This window comes from Acinetobacter gyllenbergii (assembly GCF_001682515.1).
Taxonomy (GTDB): domain Bacteria; phylum Pseudomonadota; class Gammaproteobacteria; order Pseudomonadales; family Moraxellaceae; genus Acinetobacter; species Acinetobacter gyllenbergii.
Genome location: NZ_KV575261.1, coordinates 378,802 through 402,096, shown reverse-complemented (window position 1 = coordinate 402,096; position 23,295 = coordinate 378,802). Strand labels below are relative to the sequence as shown.

General features: G+C 40.7%; 22 protein-coding genes. 15 read left to right on the top strand and 7 right to left on the bottom strand.

Annotated features, from left to right (window positions below):
• Window positions 1–47: 47 nt before the first annotated feature.
• The 5 genes from NG55_RS02140 (at window position 48) to NG55_RS02120 (ending at window position 6,486) form a co-directional block, all read left to right on the top strand.
• Window positions 48–533: a DUF4124 domain-containing protein gene (locus tag NG55_RS02140; RefSeq protein WP_065342179.1), complete on the top strand. Its 486-nt coding sequence runs from the start codon at window positions 48–50 to the stop codon at window positions 531–533.
• A gap of 102 nt (window positions 534–635) precedes the next feature.
• Window positions 636–995 (top strand): hypothetical protein, encoded by a 360-nt coding sequence (locus NG55_RS02135; RefSeq protein ID WP_004806476.1) that lies wholly within the window; start codon window positions 636–638, stop codon window positions 993–995.
• A 260-nt stretch (window positions 996–1,255) separates the two neighbouring features.
• Complete coding sequence (locus NG55_RS02130; RefSeq protein WP_065342178.1) at window positions 1,256–3,895, top strand: bifunctional aconitate hydratase 2/2-methylisocitrate dehydratase; 2,640 nt, start codon at window positions 1,256–1,258, stop codon at window positions 3,893–3,895.
• A 322-nt stretch (window positions 3,896–4,217) separates the two neighbouring features.
• A complete protein-coding gene (locus NG55_RS02125; protein ID WP_065342177.1) occupies window positions 4,218–5,645 on the top strand; it encodes a formylglycine-generating enzyme family protein in 1,428 nt (475 codons plus the stop codon).
• A 115-nt stretch (window positions 5,646–5,760) separates the two neighbouring features.
• Window positions 5,761–6,486, top strand: a complete 726-nt coding sequence (locus NG55_RS02120) for a hypothetical protein (protein WP_065342176.1) — start codon at window positions 5,761–5,763, stop codon at window positions 6,484–6,486.
• Window positions 6,487–6,555: 69 nt separating this feature from the next.
• On the opposite strand, the gene NG55_RS02115 is transcribed toward NG55_RS02120, so the two are convergent.
• Window positions 6,556–8,013, bottom strand: coding sequence for a DASS family sodium-coupled anion symporter (locus NG55_RS02115; RefSeq protein WP_065342175.1), 1,458 nt, complete (start codon window positions 8,011–8,013; stop codon window positions 6,556–6,558).
• A gap of 268 nt (window positions 8,014–8,281) precedes the next feature.
• On the opposite strand from NG55_RS02115, the gene NG55_RS02110 reads away from it, so the two are divergent.
• The 6 genes from NG55_RS02110 (at window position 8,282) to NG55_RS02085 (ending at window position 13,882) form a co-directional block, all read left to right on the top strand.
• On the top strand, window positions 8,282–9,265 hold the full coding sequence (locus NG55_RS02110) for an ion transporter (RefSeq protein ID WP_065342174.1): 984 nt from the start codon (window positions 8,282–8,284) through the stop codon (window positions 9,263–9,265).
• A 292-nt stretch (window positions 9,266–9,557) separates the two neighbouring features.
• The gene (locus tag NG55_RS02105) at window positions 9,558–10,514 is read left to right on the top strand and encodes an ABC transporter permease (protein ID WP_065342173.1); all 957 of its coding nucleotides are present in this window, start codon (window positions 9,558–9,560) and stop codon (window positions 10,512–10,514) included.
• Entirely contained in the window at window positions 10,504–11,460 is a 957-nt protein-coding gene (locus NG55_RS02100; protein ID WP_065342172.1) for an iron chelate uptake ABC transporter family permease subunit, read from the top strand. Before NG55_RS02105 ends, NG55_RS02100 begins: the two co-directional genes overlap by 11 nt.
• A complete protein-coding gene (locus NG55_RS02095; protein WP_065342171.1) occupies window positions 11,451–12,215 on the top strand; it encodes an iron ABC transporter ATP-binding protein in 765 nt (254 codons plus the stop codon). The genes NG55_RS02100 and NG55_RS02095 overlap by 10 nt, the downstream gene beginning before the upstream one ends.
• 9 nt (window positions 12,216–12,224) lie before the next feature.
• Window positions 12,225–13,178 (top strand): siderophore ABC transporter substrate-binding protein, encoded by a 954-nt coding sequence (locus tag NG55_RS02090; protein WP_065342170.1) that lies wholly within the window; start codon window positions 12,225–12,227, stop codon window positions 13,176–13,178.
• 95 nt (window positions 13,179–13,273) lie between these two features.
• A complete protein-coding gene (locus NG55_RS02085; RefSeq protein ID WP_065342169.1) occupies window positions 13,274–13,882 on the top strand; it encodes a DUF2238 domain-containing protein in 609 nt (202 codons plus the stop codon).
• A gap of 21 nt (window positions 13,883–13,903) precedes the next feature.
• Here NG55_RS02085 and NG55_RS02080 read toward each other — a convergent pair whose 3' ends face one another.
• The gene (locus tag NG55_RS02080; RefSeq protein WP_065342168.1) at window positions 13,904–15,124 is read right to left on the bottom strand and encodes an MFS transporter; all 1,221 of its coding nucleotides are present in this window, start codon (window positions 15,122–15,124) and stop codon (window positions 13,904–13,906) included.
• Between the two features lie 194 nt (window positions 15,125–15,318).
• On the opposite strand from NG55_RS02080, the gene NG55_RS02075 reads away from it, so the two are divergent.
• Entirely contained in the window at window positions 15,319–16,110 is a 792-nt protein-coding gene (locus NG55_RS02075) for a DUF4198 domain-containing protein (protein WP_065342167.1), read from the top strand.
• Window positions 16,111–16,161: 51 nt separating this feature from the next.
• Here NG55_RS02075 and NG55_RS02070 read toward each other — a convergent pair whose 3' ends face one another.
• Window positions 16,162–16,848 (bottom strand): epoxyqueuosine reductase QueH, encoded by a 687-nt coding sequence (locus tag NG55_RS02070; RefSeq protein ID WP_065342166.1) that lies wholly within the window; start codon window positions 16,846–16,848, stop codon window positions 16,162–16,164.
• Between the two features lie 251 nt (window positions 16,849–17,099).
• On the opposite strand from NG55_RS02070, the gene NG55_RS02065 reads away from it, so the two are divergent.
• On the top strand, window positions 17,100–18,020 hold the full coding sequence (locus tag NG55_RS02065) for a LysR family transcriptional regulator (protein WP_167539922.1): 921 nt from the start codon (window positions 17,100–17,102) through the stop codon (window positions 18,018–18,020).
• An 87-nt stretch (window positions 18,021–18,107) separates the two neighbouring features.
• On the opposite strand, the gene NG55_RS02060 is transcribed toward NG55_RS02065, so the two are convergent.
• Window positions 18,108–18,563 carry a DUF441 domain-containing protein gene (locus NG55_RS02060; RefSeq protein ID WP_004653942.1) on the bottom strand — a complete coding sequence of 152 codons (456 nt, stop codon included), beginning with the start codon at window positions 18,561–18,563 and terminating at the stop codon, window positions 18,108–18,110.
• A 182-nt stretch (window positions 18,564–18,745) separates the two neighbouring features.
• Window positions 18,746–19,600 (bottom strand): hypothetical protein, encoded by an 855-nt coding sequence (locus tag NG55_RS02055; RefSeq protein WP_016539840.1) that lies wholly within the window; start codon window positions 19,598–19,600, stop codon window positions 18,746–18,748.
• 447 nt (window positions 19,601–20,047) lie between these two features.
• Between NG55_RS02055 and NG55_RS02050 the strand changes: the two genes are divergently transcribed.
• Window positions 20,048–20,608, top strand: a complete 561-nt coding sequence (locus NG55_RS02050; protein ID WP_065342165.1) for a TetR/AcrR family transcriptional regulator — start codon at window positions 20,048–20,050, stop codon at window positions 20,606–20,608.
• Window positions 20,609–20,659: 51 nt separating this feature from the next.
• Here the strand turns inward: NG55_RS02050 and NG55_RS02045 are convergent, their stop codons facing one another.
• Window positions 20,660–21,583 carry a hypothetical protein gene (locus NG55_RS02045; protein ID WP_065342164.1) on the bottom strand — a complete coding sequence of 308 codons (924 nt, stop codon included), beginning with the start codon at window positions 21,581–21,583 and terminating at the stop codon, window positions 20,660–20,662.
• A gap of 64 nt (window positions 21,584–21,647) precedes the next feature.
• The gene (locus NG55_RS02040; RefSeq protein ID WP_005153604.1) at window positions 21,648–22,427 is read right to left on the bottom strand and encodes a ferredoxin--NADP reductase; all 780 of its coding nucleotides are present in this window, start codon (window positions 22,425–22,427) and stop codon (window positions 21,648–21,650) included.
• A gap of 118 nt (window positions 22,428–22,545) precedes the next feature.
• On the opposite strand from NG55_RS02040, the gene tsaA reads away from it, so the two are divergent.
• Entirely contained in the window at window positions 22,546–23,259 is a 714-nt protein-coding gene (gene tsaA / locus NG55_RS02035; protein ID WP_171257928.1) for a tRNA (N6-threonylcarbamoyladenosine(37)-N6)-methyltransferase TrmO, read from the top strand.
• Window positions 23,260–23,295: the final 36 nt, after the last annotated feature.

The following is a 23,295-nucleotide window of genomic DNA, read 5'->3' as shown; positions in this document are numbered from 1 at the left end:
AAATCATTGAAAATAAACGATTTTATGACATTTTTTGGAGAAAATAAATGAAATCTGTCACTTTTGGTCAGCTTTGGGCAGTGTTTGGCTTAGTGCTCCTCAGTTCGACACTCCAAGTCAATGCCAAGGAATACTATAAGTGGGTTGATGCCAAAGGGGTCACCACTTATTCCGCAACACCGCAACCTGTACAAAGACAAGAACCTCAACTTGATCCTGTAAAAAAGAATGCCAATACTACGGTCGCGCAACAAGCAAATGTACAAACGGTGACTACGCCCAAAGAGCCAAAAATTACAACAGTAACCGCAACTGCCGCAACAACATCGACTAAGCCTGTCACTGCGACCACGGCAGCAACAAGCAATCTTAGCGCGACAAGTGACATGCTTATCCCTGTCAAAAACTGCAATGGGGTTAGATGTTGGGATATGAAAGGTAAGTCCTATAATCTCGTCGCAGGAACGACATACCTCTCTGCCAATGGTGGAAAATGTCAAAAGTTAGGCAATAACATGCGCTGTAGCAAATGATTTGTATGTTTTTATTACGGAAAGCCTTGTTTTAAAGGCTTCCTTTTGCAAAATCAACAAGTTTCAGTATGATGTGTGCATCAAATTAGCCGCAGTATGATGATGAAAAAAGTTTTGTTTATTGCAATAGGTTTAGTTTTGGCTGGTTGTGCTGAGAAAAAGCCGTTAACCCCTGAAGAACAATGGCATGGCTATTGCGTCAGTGTGGGCAACGCAGCACGTTCGATTACGCTAGATCGTCAAAATGGAATAGAGCAAAAACAAGCAACGGAATATGCGGCAAAGATTGAAGATGAGATGACACGTAAATTTATCTTTAAAATTTTGGATACAGTTTATGCACTTCCTGTTGATCAATTGAAAAAAGATCCAGAAGCATTACGTGAAAATTTAAAGAAACAGTTTATGGAAGAATGCTTGGTTACCCCACATGACAAGCTGCCAAACTATAAACTTTTTTAATGTGTATATAAAAAAGACAACACCGTTTGTCTTTTTTTATGGATGTAATTTATTGTTTTATTAGACTTTAACCTAAGACCAAAGCGGTATTTCAAAGGGATGAACATTTCGCTATAAAATAATGGGCATCACGTAGAAATACGGTAGTTGCATTAACATTTAACGCGAAGTCTAGTAAAATTTTACTTGTCCACATTACTTGTAAAGCTTGTAGCAAGCTGGAACTTACAAGTAATTTTTTAGAAAAGAGGAATAACACTGTGCTAGAAGCTTACCGCCAACACGTTGAAGAACGTGCCGCACTCGGAGTCCCACCGAAGCCACTTGATGATGCTCAAACAGCTGAACTCGTAGCCTTATTAAAAAATCCACCAGCAGGTGAAGAAGCTTATTTAGTAGATTTACTAGAAAATCGTGTTCCAGCAGGTGTTGACCAAGCTGCATATGTAAAAGCTGCTTTCTTAGCTGCTGTTGCAAAAGGCGAAGCAACCTCTCCACTCGTATCTAAAGAACGTGCAGTTTACTTACTAGGTACAATGCTTGGTGGTTATAACGTAGCACCACTTGTTGAACTTCTAGACAATGCTGAGCTTGCAGAATTAGCGGCTGAAGCGTTAAAGAAAACACTGCTTGTATTTGATGCATTCCATGACGTAGCTGATAAAGCAAAAGCAGGCAATGCTGCTGCGAAAGCGGTATTACAATCTTGGGCTGATGCAGAATGGTTCACAAGCCGTGCTGACGTTCCAGAAGAAATCAAAATCACTGTGTTCAAAGTAACAGGTGAGACCAATACCGATGACTTGTCTCCAGCGCAAGACGCTTGGAGCCGTCCAGACATCCCATTACACGCAAACGCAATGTTGAAAAACGAGCGTGATGGTATCAACCCTGAAAAACCAGGTGAAGTTGGTCCATTAAACCAAATCAAAGACTTGATCGCGAAAGGCAACCAAGTTGCTTACGTGGGTGACGTTGTTGGTACAGGTTCTTCGCGTAAATCTGCAACGAACTCTGTTCTTTGGTTCTTCGGTGACGAACTTCCACACATTCCAAACAAAAAAGATGGTGGTGTGTGCTTAGGTTCTAAGATTGCACCAATTTTCTTCAACACAATGGAAGATGCAGGTGCATTACCTGTAGAAATCGACGTTGCCAACATGAACATGGGCGACGAAGTTGTATTGAAAATTGATCACGCTGCTGCAAAAGTAACTGCATTCAAAGACGGTGCACAAATTGCAGAAGCTGAGCTTAAAACGCCTGTACTTTTAGACGAAGTACGTGCTGGTGGTCGTATTAACTTGATCATTGGTCGTGGTTTGACTGCAAAAGCGCGTGAAGAATTAGGTCTTGCACCATCAGCATTGTTCCGTACACCAGTACAACCTGCTGACACTGGCAAAGGCTTTACACAAGCGCAGAAAATGGTTGGTCGTGCATGTGGTTTAGCTGAAGGCCAAGGTATCCGTCCGGGTACTTACTGTGAACCGAAGATGACCACTGTTGGTTCTCAAGATACAACAGGTCCGATGACACGTGATGAGTTAAAAGACTTGGCGTGCTTGGGCTTCTCAGCTGACTTAGTGATGCAGTCTTTCTGTCACACTGCTGCGTATCCAAAACCAGTTGACGTAACAACTCACCATACATTACCTGACTTCATTATGAACCGTGGTGGTGTATCTTTACGTCCAGGTGACGGTATTATCCACTCTTGGTTAAACCGTATGTTACTTCCAGATACTGTTGGTACTGGTGGTGACTCGCATACTCGTTTCCCAATCGGTATTTCTTTCCCAGCGGGTTCTGGTCTTGTTGCATTCGCAGCTGCAACTGGCGTTATGCCACTTGATATGCCTGAGTCTGTACTGGTTAAGTTCAAAGGTAAAATGCAACCTGGTATCACTTTACGTGACCTTGTACATGCAATTCCTTACTACGCAATTCAAGCGGGTGACTTAACTGTAGAGAAGAAAGGTAAGAAAAACATCTTCTCTGGTCGTATCCTTGAGATCGATTTATCAGAAATGGAAAATGACTTGACGGTTGAGCAAGCATTCGAACTTTCTGATGCATCTGCTGAGCGTTCTGCTGCTGGTTGTTCAATCACACTTTCTGAAGAGAAAGTTGCTGAATACTTACGTTCTAACATCACCATGTTGAAGTGGATGATCGCAGAAGGTTATGGCGATGCGCGTACAATGGCGCGTCGTGCTGAAAACATGCAGAAGTGGTTAGATAACCCAAGCTTGTTGAAAGCAGATGCTGATGCAGAATATTTAAAAGTTTACGAAATCGATCTTGCTGACATCAAAGAACCAATTCTTTGCTGCCCGAACGATCCAGATGACGCGAAACTTCTTTCTGATGTTCAAGGCGACAAGATTGATGAAGTATTCATCGGTTCTTGTATGACTAACATCGGTCACTTCCGTGCAGCGGGTCAGTTACTTGACAAAGTACCTGGTGGTTCATTGTCTACTCGTTTATGGTTGGCTCCACCAACTCGTATGGACGAGCATCAATTGATGGAAGAAGGCTTGTATAACATCTATGGTCGTGCTGGTGCGCGTACAGAGATGCCAGGCTGTTCATTGTGTATGGGTAACCAAGCACGTGTAGCACCGAACACAACATGTGTATCGACTTCTACTCGTAACTTCCCGAACCGTTTAGGTCAAGGTGCAAACGTTTACTTAGCTTCTGCTGAGCTTGCATCTGTTGCTGCGGTTCTTGGTAAATTACCAAGCCCAGAAGAATATCAACAGTACGCGTCACAAATCGACAGCGCTTCTGCTGACATCTACAAATACTTGAACTTCGACAAGATGAGCGAATATACAAAAGAAGCTGATCAAGTTGATACCAAGAAAATCCAAGCTGCTCAATTGACCTAATACGTTAGTGAGCTAAAAATAAGGGCTGAGTAATCAGCCCTTATTTTTTTGATATTGTGCCTAATCGTTATGCCAGATGTGACTTAACAATTTAGGCAAAGTGAATGTATTAAAAATGAAGATTTACTTTTCAGAATAACTTTAATCTGTATTTTTTCTTGAGCAATTTCAAATTTGCTTCTTTTCTATGCTAATTAAATCATCAATACATTTTAATTATTCATGAACAATAAACTTTACTGTTTATGCTCAAGCTCAGTGTCTACTGTGTTTAGCGTAAACATACAGGGTTTTATTCAATCATATAAAAAGGAGTTTGATGATGGAAACTTTAGCCAAAGCTTATGCTAAAGCAGCAGGAATTGTGCTCGCAGGGTGCCTATTGGCAGCCTGTAATGATGATGATAAGAAGAAATTAAATTCTGACATTAAGCTGCAAACAACAACAATGGCCTTAACAGCTTTAAGTCAGCACCTTGTTTGGAAAAATGACCAATGTGATGCGGTATATCGAGATGCGATAGAACAAAATCATAAAGCATTAACCGCCTTGCAAGATTTAAGAGCGTCATTAACCACGCAGCAGAACAATTTAGCCGCTTTTATTGATCAGCGTATGTTGCCTAAGCTCACTCAGTTGGGTTCTGAGGCCACTTTTATCCGTGAACGTTGTAATGCGCCAGATTATGACGGTACGGGCGTGAGTATGGAACGTCCTGCAATGCTGCGTGAAATGCTGAATGAATGGCGGGGAACGATTGATTTATTAACAAAACAGCTCAGTAAACCGCCACAAATGAATGTATCAATTCAACCCGCACGTTTAACCAATGTCGACGTTAATGCAGATACCGTTGCAGCATTCAAATTTAAAGATTGTTCAGATGGCTTTTGTCCTGAGTTGACGGTAATTCCTGCTGGAAGCTATCTAATGGGTGGCACATTGGAAGAGCAGGAGCGAGAGGGCGTGCCAGCTCAGGCAAGACCCTATGAACTACCTCAACATCAAGTCAATGTTACACAACCATTTGCAATGGCCTCGCATGAAACCACGGTCGCTCAATTTCAGCAATTCCAGAAAGAAACAGGCTGGGAAGTGCAAGGATGTCGAAGTTGGGAAACACGAGACGGTGAGTTCAATATGTGGTATCGCAATGACTTAACTCCGAGTAATCCAGGGTTTGCACAAACGGCTCAAGATCCCGTTGTGTGTGTACGTCGTGAAGATGGTCAGGCTTTTGCAGCATGGTTATCTGAAAAAACAGGAAAAACCTATCGTTTGCCTACTGAGGCTGAATGGGAATATGCAGCACGGGCGGGGACATCAACTGCATTCTATTGGGGCAATGACCCTGAGCGTGATCAAGCCTGCAAGTATGCCAATGTTTTAGATGTCAGCACGACGACCACAGAAACCAATACAGCCACATGGCGGGCATTTAACTGTAACGATGCTTATGCATATACCGCACCTGTGGGCTCATTTTTACCGAATGCTTTTGGTTTATATGATGTACTCGCCAATGCACGTGAATGGGTAGATGATTGTTGGCATGCCAATTATCAAGGTGCACCAACGACACAAGTGCGTTGGGGTGCAGAAAATAATGGTCTGTGTAATTTCCCTGTATTACGTGGTGGTGCATGGATTTATAACGTACATAATGTACGAACGGCTTACCGCAATGCATATTATTCGTCTCAGGCACGTTCAACCATGTGGGGTTTCCGTGTTGTAAGGGAAATATAGACTTATAAAGAGATTTGATGTTTAGAAAATCTAATAAGTTACTCAATTGACTTAATTTTTTGATTTAGCTAAAAATAAGGGCTGAGCAATCAGCCCTATTTTTTGAGCAATTAGAATGAAAAACTTTAATGTTTTAGAACAAGAATATTTAAAATTACTCTCTAAAGTTGATGAGTCTTTTTTTAATGTAGTACATGAATATAGTAAATGGAAAGAGGGATTATCTGGTTTATTCCTTGCAAGTGAGCCTGATAATTATTGGATAGCTAAAAATAGAATCATGATAGTGGGGGCTGAAACACGAGGATGGAACATTAAGTTAGATCAAGTGTATGCTTTAGACCATTACATCCTTAAATCGATTGAAAAGAATAAGAATTTTTTCCAAAAAATGATGCTTGAACCTAGAACGAAAAAAATTACTTTTCATGATTTTACTCGCGCAGTTGCTGATAGATCTGGGGTGGAAGGCTTAATCTACAGCAATTTATTTTGCTTTGCATGGAAGGAAAAAAGTCCGATAAAATCAAAGTATTTTGAGCAAATAAAAGATATTTCATTTGAATTATTGAATGCACAAATTGAGTACTTTGAGCCTAATATTATTATTTTTGCAAATGGAAGTCAGAATACCACTTATAGAAGGGCGTTTTTTAATCCTGACTTATATTCAAAAGGACAAGACTATAGAGAACATGGAGTTGATAAAACTCAGCTTTATAAGTTCATGTATGATGAGAAATATTTATGTTACAGAATACAGCATCCATCCACAATTAGAGGAAAAAGAGCAGCTCTTACTGCAAGGAACAAGTTATTAGAATTACTTCCTGAATTATAAAATATTAATAAAAACAATTTTTAGCTAGAAAGGCACTTCAATTAGCTTGAAGTGCCTGCTTAAATTAAATCACCAATAACCCAACATTTTCCACCAAAGTCCGCCAATCACCACAAAGATGATGATATTGACCACACTCATGACAAAGCCCGCTTTCCACCATTCACCCAGTGTGGTGTAACCTGAACCGAATACCACAGGTGATGTGCCCGTTGCATAATGGGTTAAGGTCATCATGATGCTCGAAGCCGCTGCCATCATTAAGGCAAATAACATCGGTGGCGCACCTAATGCCAGTCCAGCCGTATAAAAGGCGGCAAACATGGCGGTGATATGTGCGGTGGTACTGGCAAACATATAATGTGCATACAGATAGGCGAGCATTAGCAATAAACAGGCAGGCATCCAGCTCAAGCCCAAATGACCAATCCCTGTTTCTAACACACCTGAGAACCACGTGATTAAACCGAGCTTATTTAAATAAGTCGCCATCATCACCAAGGCCGCAAACCAAGTGATGGTATCCCATGCGCTTTTTTGCGTCAGGATATCTTCCCAAGTCAGTACACCCGTAATCAGCAGCAAGCCTAAACCAATAAAGGCTGTCGTGGTGGGATCAACCGCCCAAGCCGAACCGAAAATCATGGCAGGAATGCCGGCCCATAACAGTAGTAAAATCCCAAATACGCCCAGCATAATGATTTCATTTTTGCTGACAGGGCCCATTTCTTTTAACTTGGTTTTGGCAAACTGAGCTGCATTTGGGGTTTCTTTGACTTCAGGTGGATACATCCAATACATGATCAATGGCATGATGATCAAGGCAATTAAACCCGGTAATAACATCGCCAGCGCCCATGTACTCCAACTCAAGGAAATCTGACTGTTGGTTGCTTTCGCCACCAGATCAACCACCAGTGGGTTAGGGGCGGTTGCGGTAATAAACATGGCAGAAGTAATCGGGTTGGCTTGGTAGTTGACCAAAGCTAAATACTTCCCCATACGACCTTCAGTCTCTTTAGCAGGGTCAGAGTCATAACTGGTGGAAATTGCACGGACAATCGGGTGAATAATCCCGCCACCACGTGCGGTATTACTTGGGGTCACAGGTGCAAGAATCAGTTCAGACAGCACCATGCTATAACCGATACCAATGGTTTTCTTGCCCCAAACGGCGATAAATAAATAGCCTAGGCGTGCACCCAATCCAGTTTTTTGCAAACCTTTGGAGATCATAATTGAAATACCAATCAACCAGATCAGCGGGTTGGCAAAACTGCTGAGGGCATCTTGAATAGCACCACTTGGACTGTTATTAGTCACACCTGTCACGGCGACTAAAGTAATGGCAATAATCGCAATTGCACCAATCGGCATGGCTTTACCGATAATGGCGGCAATCACACCAACAAACATTGCCAATAAATGCCATGCATCAGGATCAACACCAGTCGGTACAGGAATGACGAACCAGATCAGTAATGCAATAAATAAAGAGATCAGCGTCGGGAGAGCTTTAAATCCCATGTAATTTCCCCTTGTTGTACGGGTTTAATAAAATTTATAGTTCTTTATGAATGAATCGTTAAAGAAAATAACCACTAAGCTTTTATTATCGTTGAAGCAAGCGCCAAACTGCAAAGAAAGTTTTGTTGAAACAGCGTGATATAGGCCAATCAATTGGTGAATGCTTTTGTTTTAAACGAGAAAATAGAGCTTCAGCTTAAAATCCCTTATTAAATACGAGAGCAACGTGCTACATTTTTGGCTTGCTTGATTAAACAATAAGTATGGTATGACTCAATTTTCATGGCAGCAATTAAGACGTTTTGTTTATGACAATCTGCATAATGATGACTATAAAAGTACGGTAAGTACCTGCCTAAACTATCTATTGATTGCCTTGATTATTGGCAACGTTGCTGCGGTTTTGTTGGAGTCCGTCAACGAATTTTATCAACTGTACAAGCCTTATTTCGATATCTTTGAAAATCTCTCGATCATGATTTTTAGTGGCGAATACCTGCTTAGGCTCTGGAGTATTGTTGAGGAGGAGCCACAAGAGGCTGCGTGGAAACAACGGGTTCGCTGGATGAAAAGTGGCGGGGCAATAATCGATTTATTGGCGATTTTACCTGCTTATCTCAATTTCATTGTGCCGATTGATTTACGTTTCTTACGCGTCTTACGTTTGGTTCGTTTACTCAAGCTAACCCGTTATTTTGTTTCGCTACAAATTTTATTGCGCGTGATTCAACGCGAAAAAGGCTCATTTCAAGCGGTTATTTTTATCTTGGTGATTATGATCGTGATGACGGCTTCTGCGATTTATGTGGTTGAGAATAAAGCCCAGCCTGAGGCGTTTAGCTCAATACCGCAATCGATGTGGTGGGCAGTGGTTACCTTAACTACAGTTGGTTATGGCGATGTGACCCCTGTGACTAACTTGGGGCGGATACTCGGTGCATTTATTACCATTCTCGGGGTAGGTATTGCCGCTTTACCAGCGGGTATTTTGGCTTCTGGTCTTGCCAATGAATTGAATATGCGTAATCAGCGATTGGAGCAAGAGTTTCGGGAAGTACTACAGGCCAAAGGTTTAGACCTGCTGCATGATCAAGTGGAAATTGAACGGATTCGCAAAAAGGTCGGTTTACCCAAAGAGCAGACCCATGAAATTATTATGCAACTGGTCAGAGAAAAGTTGCTTGAAGATCAGGAGCAGGAAAAGAAGCTGTGCCGTTACTGCCCACATTGTGGCGAAAAACTTCCTGAATAACTTGAAATTTATTATAAAAATGTAGCTTAAGGCTTCAGCATAAGCGCCTAATACTCAGTTATTTATTCTGATTAAATAATACTTAATTTGGCTCTAAAGCTCGGTAACACTGAGCCTTAGGGCATTTTTATTAAAAATTAAAAGTTCTGTTAATTCAGTGGTACTTCACATCGATGATATTTCATTTAAAAAAGTTAACAATAATCTTTATCATTTGTGATAATTTCTTGTTATCTATTTTGTATTTTTTAAGCTTATTTTAAGTTTGCGCATCCTATGAAGTTCTCCCAACATGATTAAGCGGCGTTATCTGATTTTATTATTGCTTCCATTGGCATTTATTTCCTTATTTGTTGGTGTCGGTGAGATGAGTCTTGCGGGTTTGTGGGCTGGTAATCCTCATGAATGGCAATTGTTCTGGACCAGTCGTTTACCGCGTCTCATGGCAATTATTGTGGCAGGTGCGGGCCTGAGTGTCTGTGGCTTGATTATGCAATCCCTTAGCCGCAACCGTTTTGTTTCTCCAACCACTGCTGGTTTATATGACTGCGCCCGTTTGGGGGTACTGGTTTCGATTATCTTACTGCCAAGCGCTTCAATCTTTGTCAAAACTGGCTTTGCGATTGCCGTGACACTGATGGGTGCAATGGCATTTATGAGCATTCTGGCGACCCTCAAGCATCGAGATACGGTCTTTGTTCCACTGGTGGGCATGATTTTCGGCAGTATTATCTCGGCCTTTACCACCTTTATTGCCTTGCAAATGGATCTATTACAAAACTTGGCTGGGTGGTTGCAAGGGGACTTTTCCACCATTTTAAATGGTCAATATGAGCTGATCTATCTCAGTGTGCCTGTATTGATCCTGATCTATGTCTTTGCCAATCGTTTTGTCTTGGCAGGCTTAGGACAGGATTTTGCCACCAATTTAGGGCTGAATTATAAACAGACCTTATTTCTGGGTTTGTTACTTGTCTCGGTGATTACAGGTGTGGTGATTGTGACCGTTGGCGCAATTCCTTTTCTTGGATTAATCGTACCGAATTTGGTCAGTCTGTATTTAGGTGATCATATTCGTCGAACCTTATCACATACGGCGCTCCTCGGTGCTTTGCTGGTATTGCTTTGTGATGTTTTTGGCAGGGTGGTGATTTATCCCTATGAGGTCTCAGTGAGTTTGATTATGGGTGTTGTCGGCAGTGTGATTTTCCTGTGGTTATTGCTCAGGAGATATCGCTATGCCTCATAAAACCAAACTGATTGTTTTAGCCCTCTTGATGCTGCTGAGCATTGCCTTATATCTGGGCTGGAATTTAGGGGTGGCATGGCAATATGCTCTCGGTCTGCGTTTAAAAACCGTTGCTGCCATCATCGTCGCTGGCGTCGCCGTTGGTGTTTCAACTTTGGTCTTTCATACCATTGTGAATAACCGAGTGGTGACACCGCAGGCTTTAGGGTTGGATAAATTATATGAATTGTCCAAGACAGCGATGATCTATTTCTTTGGTGCGAGCACTTTACTGTCACTCAACTTTGTTACCGATTATTTGATCAGTTTGCTGCTCATGGTTACGTTTGCCTTGTTGCTATATCGGTTTATTTTCCAAAAAGTTGCACAGCAAAATATTTATTTTCTGTTGTTGGTGGGGCTGATCTGTTCGACTTTATTCGACAATATGACCACCTTCTTTCAGGTCTTGCTCGATCCTGATGAATTTCAGATTGCAGCCTATGCCGGTTTTGCCAGTTTTAATGCGGTGAAAATGGAAACGGTTGGACTGTCTTTGCTGACCATTGTGCCGATTCTGTTTTATAGCTTAAAGCACTATCACAAGCTGGATGTGATGGCGCTGGGACGCGATCATGCTCTAAATTTGGGTCTGGATTATGACAAGACCAGTCGCGTGTTATTGATTCTGGTGGTATTGGCGCTGGCTTCAGCAACTGCTTTGGCAGGCCCGATGATGTTCCTTGGCTTGTTGGTACTCAACATTACCCTCGAGTTGTTCAAGACCCATCAGCATCACATCTTATTACTCGGCATTATTCTGGTCAGCATCCTATGTTTGATGATCGGGCAATTTATCGTATTGCATCTATTGAATTTCAAAACCACGTTGAGTGTGATCATTAATTTTGTCGGTGGAATTTATTTCTTCTGGATCTTACTGAAGGAAAATAAAAAATGGCAATAGAGCTAAAGAATTTAAGCAAAAGCTATCAGCAACAGCAGGTGGTACATGAGCTTTCACTAAGTATTGCCAAAGGACAGTTTACGGCGTTCATTGGCCCGAATGGTGCGGGCAAAAGTACCGTACTTTCGCTGATGAGCCGCCTAATCGAGGCTGATCAAGGGCAAGTGTTGCTGGATGGGCAAGATTTACACCAGATGAAAAGCGCCGAGATTGCGAAAAAACTGGCCATCTTAAAACAGTCCAACCATACCGAGTTAAGGCTGAGTATTGAAGATTTGGTGGCATTTGGTCGTTTTCCATATTCACAAGGACGCTTGACCGCAGAAGATCGTGAAGTGATTGACCGTTCCATTGCCTATATGGATTTAGAGGCACTGCGCCATCGCCAACTCAGTGAGCTGTCTGGTGGCCAACGTCAGCGTGCTTATATCGCCATGATTCTAGCACAAGACACCGATTATATTTTGCTCGATGAACCTTTGAATAATCTGGATATGAAGCACTCTTCACAAATTATGAAGGTGCTAAAAGATCTGGCTGAAAATCACGGTAAGTCGATCATTGTAGTGATTCATGACATCAATTTTGCCTCAGTGTATGCGGATCACATTATTGCCATGAAAGAAGGGCAATTGGTCTATCAAGGTCATCCACAGCAGATGATGGATGAACGCATTCTCAAGGATATTTTCGATTTTCATATCCCGATTCAACAGGTTCAACAACACAAATTAGGTTTGTATTTCATTAGTTAGGAGTTCGTTATGCTTTTCAAAAAAACATTGCCAGTCATGATGCTGAGTGTGGTCTTGGCTGCATGTGGTAATTCCAACACACCTTCTGCAACACAGGAAGGAAATACGGCTGCTGCACAGGATACGCATAGCTTCGACAGTAAGGCGGGTCAAATCACGATTCCTGCAAATTTATCTCGCATTGCGGTATTGGATACCAGTGCTTTGAATACCATCCATGCTTTAGGCGCGGATGACAAAGTGGTGGCTTTACCCAAAGGCACCCCGTTGCCAAAAGTGCTGCAAGACTTTAATGAGGGTAAATATCTGGATGTCGGTACAGTCAAAGAACCAAATCTGGAAAAAATTGCAGCCAGCCAACCTGAATTGATTTTGATGAGCGGACGAATGGAAAATCTGGTGGCACAGATTAAACAGATTGCACCGACTTATTTTGTTGATGTGGACTATAACGATCAGTTCAACTCATTTAAGCAGCAAACCCTGAATATTGCCGAGATGGTGGGCAAAAAGCCAGAAGCGGAGCAACAATTACAAACTTTGGAAAAAGATATAGCCGCATTAAAAGCCAAAACTAAAGCTAAAACTGCTTTGGTGGTTCTGGTCAATAACAGCAAAATTGCGGCTTATGGACCAGGTTCACGCTTCGGTAATATCCATGACCTCTATGGTTTTACTCCAGCAGATCCTTCAATCAAAGTCGGCTTGCATGGTATGGCGGTGTCGCATGAATTTATTGCTCAGAAAAATCCTGATTATCTGTTTGTGATTGACCGTGGTGCTGCGATTACTGAAAATCAGCAAGGTGCCAAGCAGGTCTTGAATAACAAGATTATTAACCAGACCAAAGCAGCGAAAAATGGCAATATTGTTTATCTGGATTCAAGTAACTGGTACTTGATGAATAATGGCTTGGATGGCATGAAGGCCATGTTAAAAGAAGTGGCAGATGCGGTGAAATAAAAATTCAATCTGCTGATTTTATAACAAAAACCCGAAGGACTTCCTTTGGGTTTTTTATATGATGGAATTTAATAAATCACTACTTTTATAACATCATGCGTATTTCTTTATTGTATTTGGGCACGGCGATTTTAGCCATTTTGCTGCTGATTTCTGGAATTCAGCCTTTCGATCGAACCACGTGGTGGCTTGAAATCATCCCCGTATTGATCGTGGTCCCGTTATTATTTACGACCTATAAAGCTTTCCCGCTCAGTCATTTGTTATATGTACTGATTTTCTTGCATGCCGTTGTGTTGATTGTCGGTGGCGCGTATAGCTACGCACGCGTGCCTTTGGGTTTTGAAATTGCACAATGGTTGGGTTTAAAACGGAATCCATACGACAAGATCGGACATTTTATGCAGGGCTTTGTCCCTGCCATAGCTGCGCGTGAAATTCTGATTCGAAATCGTATTTTAAGCAAAGGCAAAATGCTCAGTTTTATTGTGATCTGTATTGTAATGGCGATTAGTGCGGGCTATGAATTGATTGAATGGGCCGCTGCATTGTCTTTGGGCCAAGGAGCCGAAGAGTTTTTGGGTACGCAAGGGGATGAGTGGGATACACAGTCAGATATGTTTTTTGCTTTGATTGGGTCGATCAGCGCCTTATTATTCTTATCAAAATGGCATGATCGACAGATTGCAAAATTAGTGCATTAAAATCAGTGCATGAATCTGCCGTTAAGATACGGCAGATTCATTTTTTTGTGAATATTTGGCATAAGCCAGTGCAATCAATAGAATCGCCAGACCGCCCAAACTTAATACAAAACCCACCCAGATCGGTGCTAACCAACCCATATTGTGGCTGAGGACCCACCCCCCCAAGAAAGCACCAAGTGCATTGGCCAAGTTAAACGCAGAATGATTCAGTGATGCCGCTAAGGTTTGTGCATCACCTGCGATATCCATCAAATGGGTCTGTAAAGCACCACCAAGACCGATCACGGTAAAGCCAATCAAGAATAAGGCGGCAATTGCGGTATAGAGATGAGACATCATAAAGCTGGCAGCGACAAAGGCGAGTGCCGAACTGATCAGAATGCCAATAATGGTTTTAAATAGATTTTTATCTGCCAACCAGCCGGCAACCAAGCCACCAATCACCATACCAATGCCCCAAATTGCGAGCGCTACAGGTACTACACGAATATCAGCATGGGTATATTCGGTTAGGATTGGTGAGACATAGCTATACACCGAAAACATGCCGCCAAAGCCAATTGCACCAACGGCAAGGGTCAGCCACATATTGATATTTTTTAAACCCGCCAACTCCGCTTTGATACTGGCAGTTTTCTGCAATGGGATATTGGGAACAAATAAACTGACACCAATGAGGGTAATAAACGCAATCACCGCAGAAAACTCAAAACCTGATTTCCAGCCAAATTGTTGACCCAGCCAAGTGGCAATCGGCACGCCAATGACATTGGCAATGGTGAGCCCCATCATCACCTGTGCAATCGCAGTTGCACGGCGCTGTTTACCCGCCAGTTCAGCCGCAACTAAGGCCGCTACGCCGAAGTAGGCACCATGTGGAAAACCTGCAATAAAGCGAGACAACAGCATGGCTTCTGGTGTGCTTGCAAAAGCCGTCGCAGCATTGGCCAAACCATAAAAAAGCATCAGGCTAAGTAAAAGCGTCTTACGCGGTACTTTTGCACCTAAAATCGCAATAATCGGTGCACCCACCATGACACCGAGGGCATAGGCGCTGATGAAATAGCCTGCATGCGGCACACTGACATTTAAATCGGTGGCGATTTCCTGAATCAAACCCATGGCCACAAATTCGGTGGTGCCAATACAGAAACTACCAACAGCAAGGGAGAAAATAACCAGAAATAAGGAATAATTGTGTGAAGGTGTGGAATCTAAGGGAGAGCTTGGTGAGGACATAATATTTCGAGTTAAAAAGTACCACCGTATTATATTCGACTCGCATTCAGAAAAGTGAAATAGAACACAATTTTTATCTCAACTGATTTGGAGAGACAGCATAAAAAATGATTAATTGAATGATAATTATTTTCATTTATGTATAATGCAAAACAGACGTTTTTTAGCTGAATTTTTATAAGGGTGGAAAGAGAGTGAAAAAATTATTGATCAGTTCATTGTTGCTTGCTTCAGCTTATAGCTTTGCTCATGAACCCTATGTTGCGCCACTTGCATATACAACGGAACAAACCCAAGTTGCAATTATCTCGGGTTATGCAGAAGAAGCTTTGCAAAGTGAATATGCATTAAAAGATGCGAAGTTTGAGATTACCGCTCCGAATAAAACTAAAACCACGATTGAGCCAGATTCTAAGCTCAGTTCGGCAACTGTATTTGACTTGAAATTGCCTGAAGCAGGCACTTATACGGTCAAAACCAGCGTCAGTTATCCATTGAAATATGTGCAAGATCAAAAAGAATGGAAAATGTTCTTTGATATGCCAGCAGACAAAGCGCCTGCAAAAGCTGAACGTGATTTTGTGATTCCTTCAGATTTAAAAGCGAAAAAATTTACACCTGTTGAAATTACCCGTGAATGGACATTTTTGACTTATGTATCTAAAGAGAAGAATACGCCAGTGCAGGCAAGCACAGCACCGATTCAAGTTGAGTTTTTAACCCATCCAAGTGAGCTAAAGGCCAATCAAACCGTGAAAATTAAAGCATCGAAAGCCAATCAAGCATTGATCAATGCTAATGTGGTCATTCGTGCTAAAGGTGCAACCGATAAGCAAGGCATTAGCTTGAAGACCGCCGCAGATGGCAGTGCTGATTTAGTCTTTGCTCAAGCAGGTGAATATCTGATTGAAGTTAGCGAAGCAGTCGATGCGAAGCAAAAGCCAAGCAATCAGTTCTATAGCATCATCAGTGTTGCTGTAAATTAAGAAGCGGAAAGGCTAATTCATCTGAATTAGCCTTTTATTTCGAGGTCAATTTTATTGATTTGACTCATCATCCATTGCATTACTATAAAATTTCACACCCAATTGAATACGGTCACGACCATTGCTCATACGCCAGCGATTACTATCTCTAAGCGAATAAACACAACCACAGTATTCCTGTTGATAAAATTCTTCACGTTTGCTGATCTCTAGCATCCGTACTGCGCCGCCATGTTTACGCCAGTTATAATCCCAATATTGAATATTTGGATAATGTGCAGCGGCACGCAGACCACAGTCATTAATTTGCTGCATATTCTTCCAGCGAGAAATGCCCAGTGAACTACTGATCAGACTAAAGCCATGTTCATAGGCATATAGCGCTGTTCTTTCAAAACGCATATCAAAGCACATGGTGCAGCGAATGCCTTTTTCAGGCTCATTTTCCATGCCTTTGGCACGGGCAAACCAGTTGTCAGTGTCGTAGTCACAATCGATAAAAGGAATATTATGCTTTTCGGCAAAGCGGATATTTTCCTCTTTACGAATCAAATATTCTTTCACAGGGTGAATATTTGGATTATAGAAAAAGATCGAAAAGTCGATGCCAGACTCAATCAAGGTTTCCATCACTTCACCTGAACACGGCGCACAGCATGAATGCAGCAACAGTTTGTCGTGCCCTTCGGGTAGGCTGAGCATTTGACGTTCAAGCGTCTTTTGACTTTGTCGTGTCATCGTTAGCGTGGTCTGCAAAAGTGAATCGTCTATTGTAAAAGTTTTAAATGTTTATGGCAGTTCAATTCCATGAAATGTTCTCAGCTCAAGCTGAAAATTTTTAAATACCAAAAGCATTCGTGTATTAACAGCAATTGGTGTGTTGAGTTTTTAAACGAGTGTGAATGGGTAAATCATGAAATAAAGCCTATGTTGAGACAAACTAATTAATATCATGTTAAGATGAATTAAATTCAATAATGGTTGTGGTCGTGTTAGAACTTCGTCATTTAAAAACTTTAATTGCTTTAAGAGAGCACGGTTCCTTGGTATCTGCTGCAACAGATTTATGTCTTACGCCATCTGCAATTTCACATCAATTAAAAGAATTGGATCACTGGTATGGGGTAGAAGTGGTTAATCGTCGTAGTCGTCCGGTGAGCTTCTCCAATGTAGGTGAACGCTTACTTAAACTGGCAGATGATGTATTGCCACAGGTACAAATTGCGCAAACCGATATTACCCGTATCGTACATGGGCAAACGGGACGAATTATTTTCTCATCGGAATGCCATAGCTGCTTTGATTGGCTCATGCCATTACTCAATCAATATCGCCTGCAATATCCTGATGTGGACCTAGACTTTGCAGCAGGTTTTGAATCCAATCCGCACGAGTTATTGCAAAATGCGGAATTTGATTTATTGATTACGGCTGACCCAATTGCGCTAAAAGGGATTGAATACTTCCCGATCTTTGAATATGAATCTCGTTTAGTACTTTCCAATACCCATCCATTGGTGCGTGCTGAGCAGGTTTCAGTCGAAGATTTGGCAGAAGAGACTTTAATTACCTATCCTGTCGATAAGCATCGTCTTGATATCATGGCGCACTTGTTTATTCCTGCCAATATTCAACCCAAACATATTCGTACCACCGATTTAACTCAAATGTTGATCCAATTGGTTGCCAGTGGGCGTGGTATTGCCGCATTGCCTGACTGGGTGGTGAATGAGTATGAGCAAAAAGGCTGGGTGGTGAGTCGCCGTTTAGATTGTGTTTCGCCACAAGGTTTAAGACGAAAGCTCTACGCGGGTTATCGTAGTGAAGATAAGGAAAAGAATTACTTTGAAGGTTTTATTAAGCAGCTAGAAAAGTTTTCCAAGTTACGCACCGTATATTATGAACAGTAAGCAGCGATTGTTGGTTATCAGGTAGTGGCAGCACCACTACCTATTTACTAACGCGTGAGAAGCCTCTCTTTTTTTTAGTTTATCCGTTCATGATTTACCAATCAGCAAGGACAATATCCCTGCGGCAATCAGTGGACCAACAGGAACACCTCTCAATAGCGCAACGCCTGCCACGGTTCCAATCAAAAGCCCTGCAACCACATCGGGTTGATTACTCATCAGTTTAACGCCACGACCACCCAGCCAAGCCACCAATAATCCAACTGCAATTGCAGCTAATGACTTAATACTAATAAATGATTTGAGGATGCTTTCACCACTGATTTTGCCGCTTGCGATGGGTGCAAGGACACCGATGGTCAGGATGATAATGCCAATATTCAAACCATGATTTTGAATATAGGGGAAAAACTGATTCAGAGGAGTCAATTTAACCAAGATCAGACAAGCAGCTGCGATCGTTACTGCCGTGTTTTGACTAAAGATACCGCAGCCCAATAAAACAAGCAGAACCAATAAGTTGACATCAAATTGTGAAAACATGTGCGAAACGTTTGCGGGGAAAGAAAGTTGAATTATATCGTAAATAGTCGCTAACTTCGGTTAAATTCATCTTAATAGCAGAGGAGAAGGTTTTAACATTGATGCCTTTGCAGATTCTCCAAGGCATTAAAAGAGCCATCTTTCAACTAAAAAGTTGAAGATGGCTCGTTGTGCGAAAGAAATTAAGCCAGTTTTTTGAATGTTCCATAATAGGCAATTTGTTCATCCCAGAACTGTTCCCATAAATCACAGTATTCAAGACAGATTTGGCGGATCGACGCATATTCAGATTCAACACAAGCTTGCGCCAACACGAACCATAAATCGTCCTCATGATCATCATCTGCAGCTTCTGCTGAGGCATCATGTGAAACACCATGTACATAGTAATAACCGCTGTCGACATCAAACCCAACAGCTTTGGTTGCCTGACGTAAGGCTGGGCTAAATAAAATTACTTCTTCTTCGGCCACAGCCAATAATGCTGAAACGGCTTGATAGCTATGGAATGCATTTTCCAGATAACTACGAACACGTTGCGAAATGAGCGACGGTTGATAGTCATTACGTTCTGCTTGACTCAGTTCAAAGTCATTTAACACGTCTTCAAATAGTGGATAATGGGCATATTCAGGGTTGCCTGAATAGTATCCTTCTTCGTCTAAACCTGGGCGGAAACCGAACTCATCCAGAATATTAAGATTAAGTAAAAAACGAGGGAACATTTTAGAACCTGATAATAAACGCGGCTCTAGTTGTTTGGTTTGAAATTGTGCCATCAATAATGCATCCGTAAATACTTGTACGATGGCATGGCGATATTCTAAATGAATGTGTTTTAAGGTTTCTTTATCAATAACACCGTCATTTAGAAGTTGAATAGCTGGATGACGTGAAACAGGGTGATTTGAAATTTCTGCACGTAATTGTTTCAGAAAGTTCAAGTTCTTGTTCCATTGTTCAGTAGAAATACTATTCTTCATTCCTTCAATAGCTTTCTGTCTTGGGTCGTTAAAGTTTTCAAATTTTTTAGGCATAGTTTTGTACTCGATGAATTAATAATATTATTGCTTTTCCAATTATTTACTTAGATTTTCTTTGGTTGCTTATGAATATAACTATTAGTTCAACCAAACATCTTTTTATTGGATGATTTAAATATAAAATGAATTTTTTGTGAAATCAATTTATTAAGTCGGCTAAAAAATAGTAAGAAAGTTTATGAATTAACTTAACTGTAAGCAAACAGTGAATTGCTTCACGTTAAAAAGAAATATTTTAAAAATAGAAAGATTTTTTTACAAATGATCTTGTATGTAGACTAATTTTTACATACCCTATAAGAGGAACAATAAAGAAAATGCGACTTTTCTATAATGCTCTTAAAATAACATAACATACATAGTGGCCAGAACTTTCCAGCATGTAAACTATGTCTAAATAATGCATTAAGTTTTTTGATAGAATTCTACAAGGATAATAAAATGTCAAAAAAAGAAGATATTATTGCAACGGCTCTAGACCTTTTTAACCGTCATAACTACAGCTCTGTGGGTGTGGATCGAATTATTAGTGAGTCGGGTGTTGCCAAAATGACTTTCTACAAATACTTTCCATCCAAAGAGAACTTGATCGAAGAATGCTTGTCTCGAAGGAATAAAAGTATTCAGGCGGCTATTGAGCATGAAATTAGCTTAATCGCAGAAGAGGATTATTTAGGGAAAATTAAGGCAGTGTATTTTTGGCATTTGTCTTGGTTTAATTCAGATGATTTTCATGGTTGTATGTTCCAAAAAGCTTCTTTAGAAATTCTACAACAATATCCTTCTATTATTGGGCCAATTGTCGAATATCGAGAGTGGTTAATGGCTTTGGTGGAAGATTTGTTTGAAAAGGCTCAAGTATTTCAACCTCACGTGCTGACTGCAATGTATATAAATATTTTAGATGGTATGACCGCTTATGCAAAAGTGAATAAGGATCATGCTCAAATCGAAGAGTGTTGGTATTATATTGAACGTTTGATTCATTTAGAAGCAGCTTAGCTTAAATAACAGTGTCATCCTTATAAGTTATAAAAAGATGACACTGTTTTATCATTGGTCCTTAACAGTAATGAGAGGTATTTTTCGAAAATTACGCCACCAGCGAAATAAGAAAAAATGATTCCATGTTCTTTGGAAGAATAAACTAAATTCTTCGGCTAATATATTTTCTTGTATTTCATTTTTTTCTAATTGATCTAAATCTAAAATTTGTAATGAAAGTTCAGAATCTTTTATAACTGCTGATAACTCCAGTGTTAATAGCTGTTTATATTGTTTGAAACACGAAGATGGGCAATCAAGTGTGATGTAAAGTATATTCCCAAGACCCCAACACCAAATTTTTTCAATTTCGGGGTGCTCTAAGCCAAAACTATAAATGAACTGTCTAAATTGGCGGTGATTTAAGTGGCGTGACCAGAGTTCTTCACTTAAATTGGAATCTTGGCTTGATAATGCGGTAAATGCTATTTTTCTTAAAATCTCAATATCATCCTTAAATAAACTAATAAATGCACTCTCTTGTCGGTCTAAAAAGAACTGTTGATGAATATCATTAGGAAATGAAATAGAGATGATGGTATTTTCATATTTTTGTTGTATCGCTGGAAAAATATTGAAAATAATTTTGCCAAGTTCAAGATTGATACATTTAAACTCAGCGTTTGAGAGCGGTTCTTGCATTTCAACAGTGGGTTGAAATGCATAAGTTGCAATCACATAGGTTGGATGGGAGATACCCTGATCATCTTTTAGCTCTAAAATATGAATGTGAGGGCTAATGTGACTTTCGTTGATACCTTCTATTGCTTGTATGGATAAATAGAGGGGAAATGATAAGACCAATTCAAAGTTTTCATAAAACCAAACCAGTGCCTGACTACGTTTTTCAGTGTTCTCATCATTAAAGTCATAAAAAAACTGCATGATATTTTTATAGTCTTCAATATTTATCGTTGAATCTTGAGTTGTCATCAATGGATTTTCCTTTTTTTAATTATAAAAAAAGGTGCTTAAAGCACCTTTTCAATGAAAAAATTTATTTTTCAACAAATGCACGTTCAATCACATAGTCACCCATCACGCCCATACGAGGTGATTCAACCAGACCATGTTCATCAAGCAGTGCTGCAACATCTTTAAGGAAGGCAGGACTACCACACAGCATGGCACGGTCAGTTTCACGGTTAAAACGTGGTAAACCAATTTTTTCAAAAAGTTCGCCAGTTTCAATGGCTGTGGTCACACGGCCTTGAGTGTGGAACGGTTCACGTGTCACCGTTGGGTAGTAAACTAATTTGTCTTTGATGCCGAGTTCTTCAAAGAACTCGTGGTTCGGAAGTTCATTTAAGATCAAATCTTGGTAAGCAAGTTCTGATACATAACGTGTACCGTGAACCATAATTACTTTTTCAAACTTTTCGTAAGTTTCAGGATCACGAAGTAGAGAAAGGAATGGAGCAAGGCCAGTACCAGAAGATAAAAGGTATAAATTTTTACCTGGTAATAAATCATCGTGTACTAAAGTGCCTGTAGGCTTTTTAGAAATCAGGATTTCGTCGCCCACTTGTACTTTTTGTAAGATAGAAGTTAATGGACCGTCTTGTACTTTAATAGAGAAGAATTCGAGTTCTTCTTCATAATTCGCACTCGCGATCGAATAAGCACGCATTAAAGGCTTACCATTCACTTCAAGGCCGATCATCACAAACTGACCATTTTTAAAACGTAAGCTGGTGTCGCGTGTAGTTTTAAAACTGAAAAGCGTGTCATTCCAGTGGTGAACATGAGTAATGCGTTCAACGTTAAAAGCAGCCATTAAAGGTCTCGATCACAGTTAAAAGAAACAGATCGCTATTCTAATCTAAAATCATTCTCGATAAACTGAATATATTTAATTGTGTTTATAAGAAAAAGTGATGAGCAACTCAGTAGTCATGCCGATCATTGGCCGTATGCATTCTCCTTATCGGGAGAAATTTGGTATCCCACGCCAGCCAAACCTCGTACAAGTCGAGTCCTATATAGAGATGGCGGAGCCTTATAATGATATCTTGGCTTTTGAAGGGATTGAAGATTTTAGTCATTTGTGGCTGCTATGGCAGTTTCATGAAAACAAAAATCAAGATAACTCTTTGAATCAAATGTCTAAATTTCGTCCACAGGTGCGTCCACCACGACTGGGCGGTAATCAGAAAATAGGTGTTTTTGCGACACGTAGCATGTATCGGCCATCACCCATCGGCTTGTCGGTGGTACGTTTTCTACGTGTTGAAAAGCAGGCTAAAGCCGTTCGCCTGTATATTATGGGCAGTGATTTATTACATGGCACACCGATTTTAGACATCAAACCGTATATCCAATATTCCGATTCGATTGAAGATTCGGTCAGTGGTTATGCCCAACAAGAGCCAGTACGGAAAATAGTCGTGTGGACGGAAACTGCACAGTCACAGCAGCAACAGTTATTAAATGATGGGATTTTAAATAAAAAGATATTCGATGAACTGGAACAAGTGTTATCTTTAGATCCACGACCTGCGTATCAAGATGATGCTGAGCGGGTCTATGGGATGTGTTTTTCAGAATTGAATATTCGTTTTACAGTGGATGACCGGACTGTCACCGTAGTGGCTGTAGAGCAAAGCTAAAAACTTTAAAAAAATAATTGAGTCATACATTTGGGG

Excerpts from the sequence above, each read along its gene's own strand:
- NG55_RS02140 (WP_065342179.1), top strand. The coding sequence starts at position 48 with ATGAAATCTGTCACTTTTGGTCAGCTTTGGGCAGTGTTTGGCTTAGTG.
- NG55_RS02135 (WP_004806476.1), top strand. The coding sequence starts at position 636 with ATGAAAAAAGTTTTGTTTATTGCAATAGGTTTAGTTTTGGCTGGTTGT.
- NG55_RS02125 (WP_065342177.1), top strand. The coding sequence starts at position 4,218 with ATGGAAACTTTAGCCAAAGCTTATGCTAAAGCAGCAGGAATTGTGCTC.
- NG55_RS02120 (WP_065342176.1), top strand. The coding sequence starts at position 5,761 with ATGAAAAACTTTAATGTTTTAGAACAAGAATATTTAAAATTACTCTCT.
- NG55_RS02115 (WP_065342175.1), bottom strand. The coding sequence starts at position 8,013 with ATGGGATTTAAAGCTCTCCCGACGCTGATCTCTTTATTTATTGCATTA.
- NG55_RS02110 (WP_065342174.1), top strand. The coding sequence starts at position 8,282 with ATGACTCAATTTTCATGGCAGCAATTAAGACGTTTTGTTTATGACAAT.
- NG55_RS02105 (WP_065342173.1), top strand. The coding sequence starts at position 9,558 with ATGATTAAGCGGCGTTATCTGATTTTATTATTGCTTCCATTGGCATTT.
- NG55_RS02100 (WP_065342172.1), top strand. The coding sequence starts at position 10,504 with ATGCCTCATAAAACCAAACTGATTGTTTTAGCCCTCTTGATGCTGCTG.
- NG55_RS02095 (WP_065342171.1), top strand. The coding sequence starts at position 11,451 with ATGGCAATAGAGCTAAAGAATTTAAGCAAAAGCTATCAGCAACAGCAG.
- NG55_RS02090 (WP_065342170.1), top strand. The coding sequence starts at position 12,225 with ATGCTTTTCAAAAAAACATTGCCAGTCATGATGCTGAGTGTGGTCTTG.
- NG55_RS02085 (WP_065342169.1), top strand. The coding sequence starts at position 13,274 with ATGCGTATTTCTTTATTGTATTTGGGCACGGCGATTTTAGCCATTTTG.
- NG55_RS02080 (WP_065342168.1), bottom strand. The coding sequence starts at position 15,124 with ATGTCCTCACCAAGCTCTCCCTTAGATTCCACACCTTCACACAATTAT.
- NG55_RS02070 (WP_065342166.1), bottom strand. The coding sequence starts at position 16,848 with ATGACACGACAAAGTCAAAAGACGCTTGAACGTCAAATGCTCAGCCTA.
- NG55_RS02060 (WP_004653942.1), bottom strand. The coding sequence starts at position 18,563 with ATGTTTTCACAATTTGATGTCAACTTATTGGTTCTGCTTGTTTTATTG.
- NG55_RS02055 (WP_016539840.1), bottom strand. The coding sequence starts at position 19,600 with ATGCCTAAAAAATTTGAAAACTTTAACGACCCAAGACAGAAAGCTATT.
- NG55_RS02050 (WP_065342165.1), top strand. The coding sequence starts at position 20,048 with ATGTCAAAAAAAGAAGATATTATTGCAACGGCTCTAGACCTTTTTAAC.
- NG55_RS02045 (WP_065342164.1), bottom strand. The coding sequence starts at position 21,583 with ATGACAACTCAAGATTCAACGATAAATATTGAAGACTATAAAAATATC.
- NG55_RS02040 (WP_005153604.1), bottom strand. The coding sequence starts at position 22,427 with ATGGCTGCTTTTAACGTTGAACGCATTACTCATGTTCACCACTGGAAT.
- tsaA (WP_171257928.1), top strand. The coding sequence starts at position 22,546 with ATGCCGATCATTGGCCGTATGCATTCTCCTTATCGGGAGAAATTTGGT.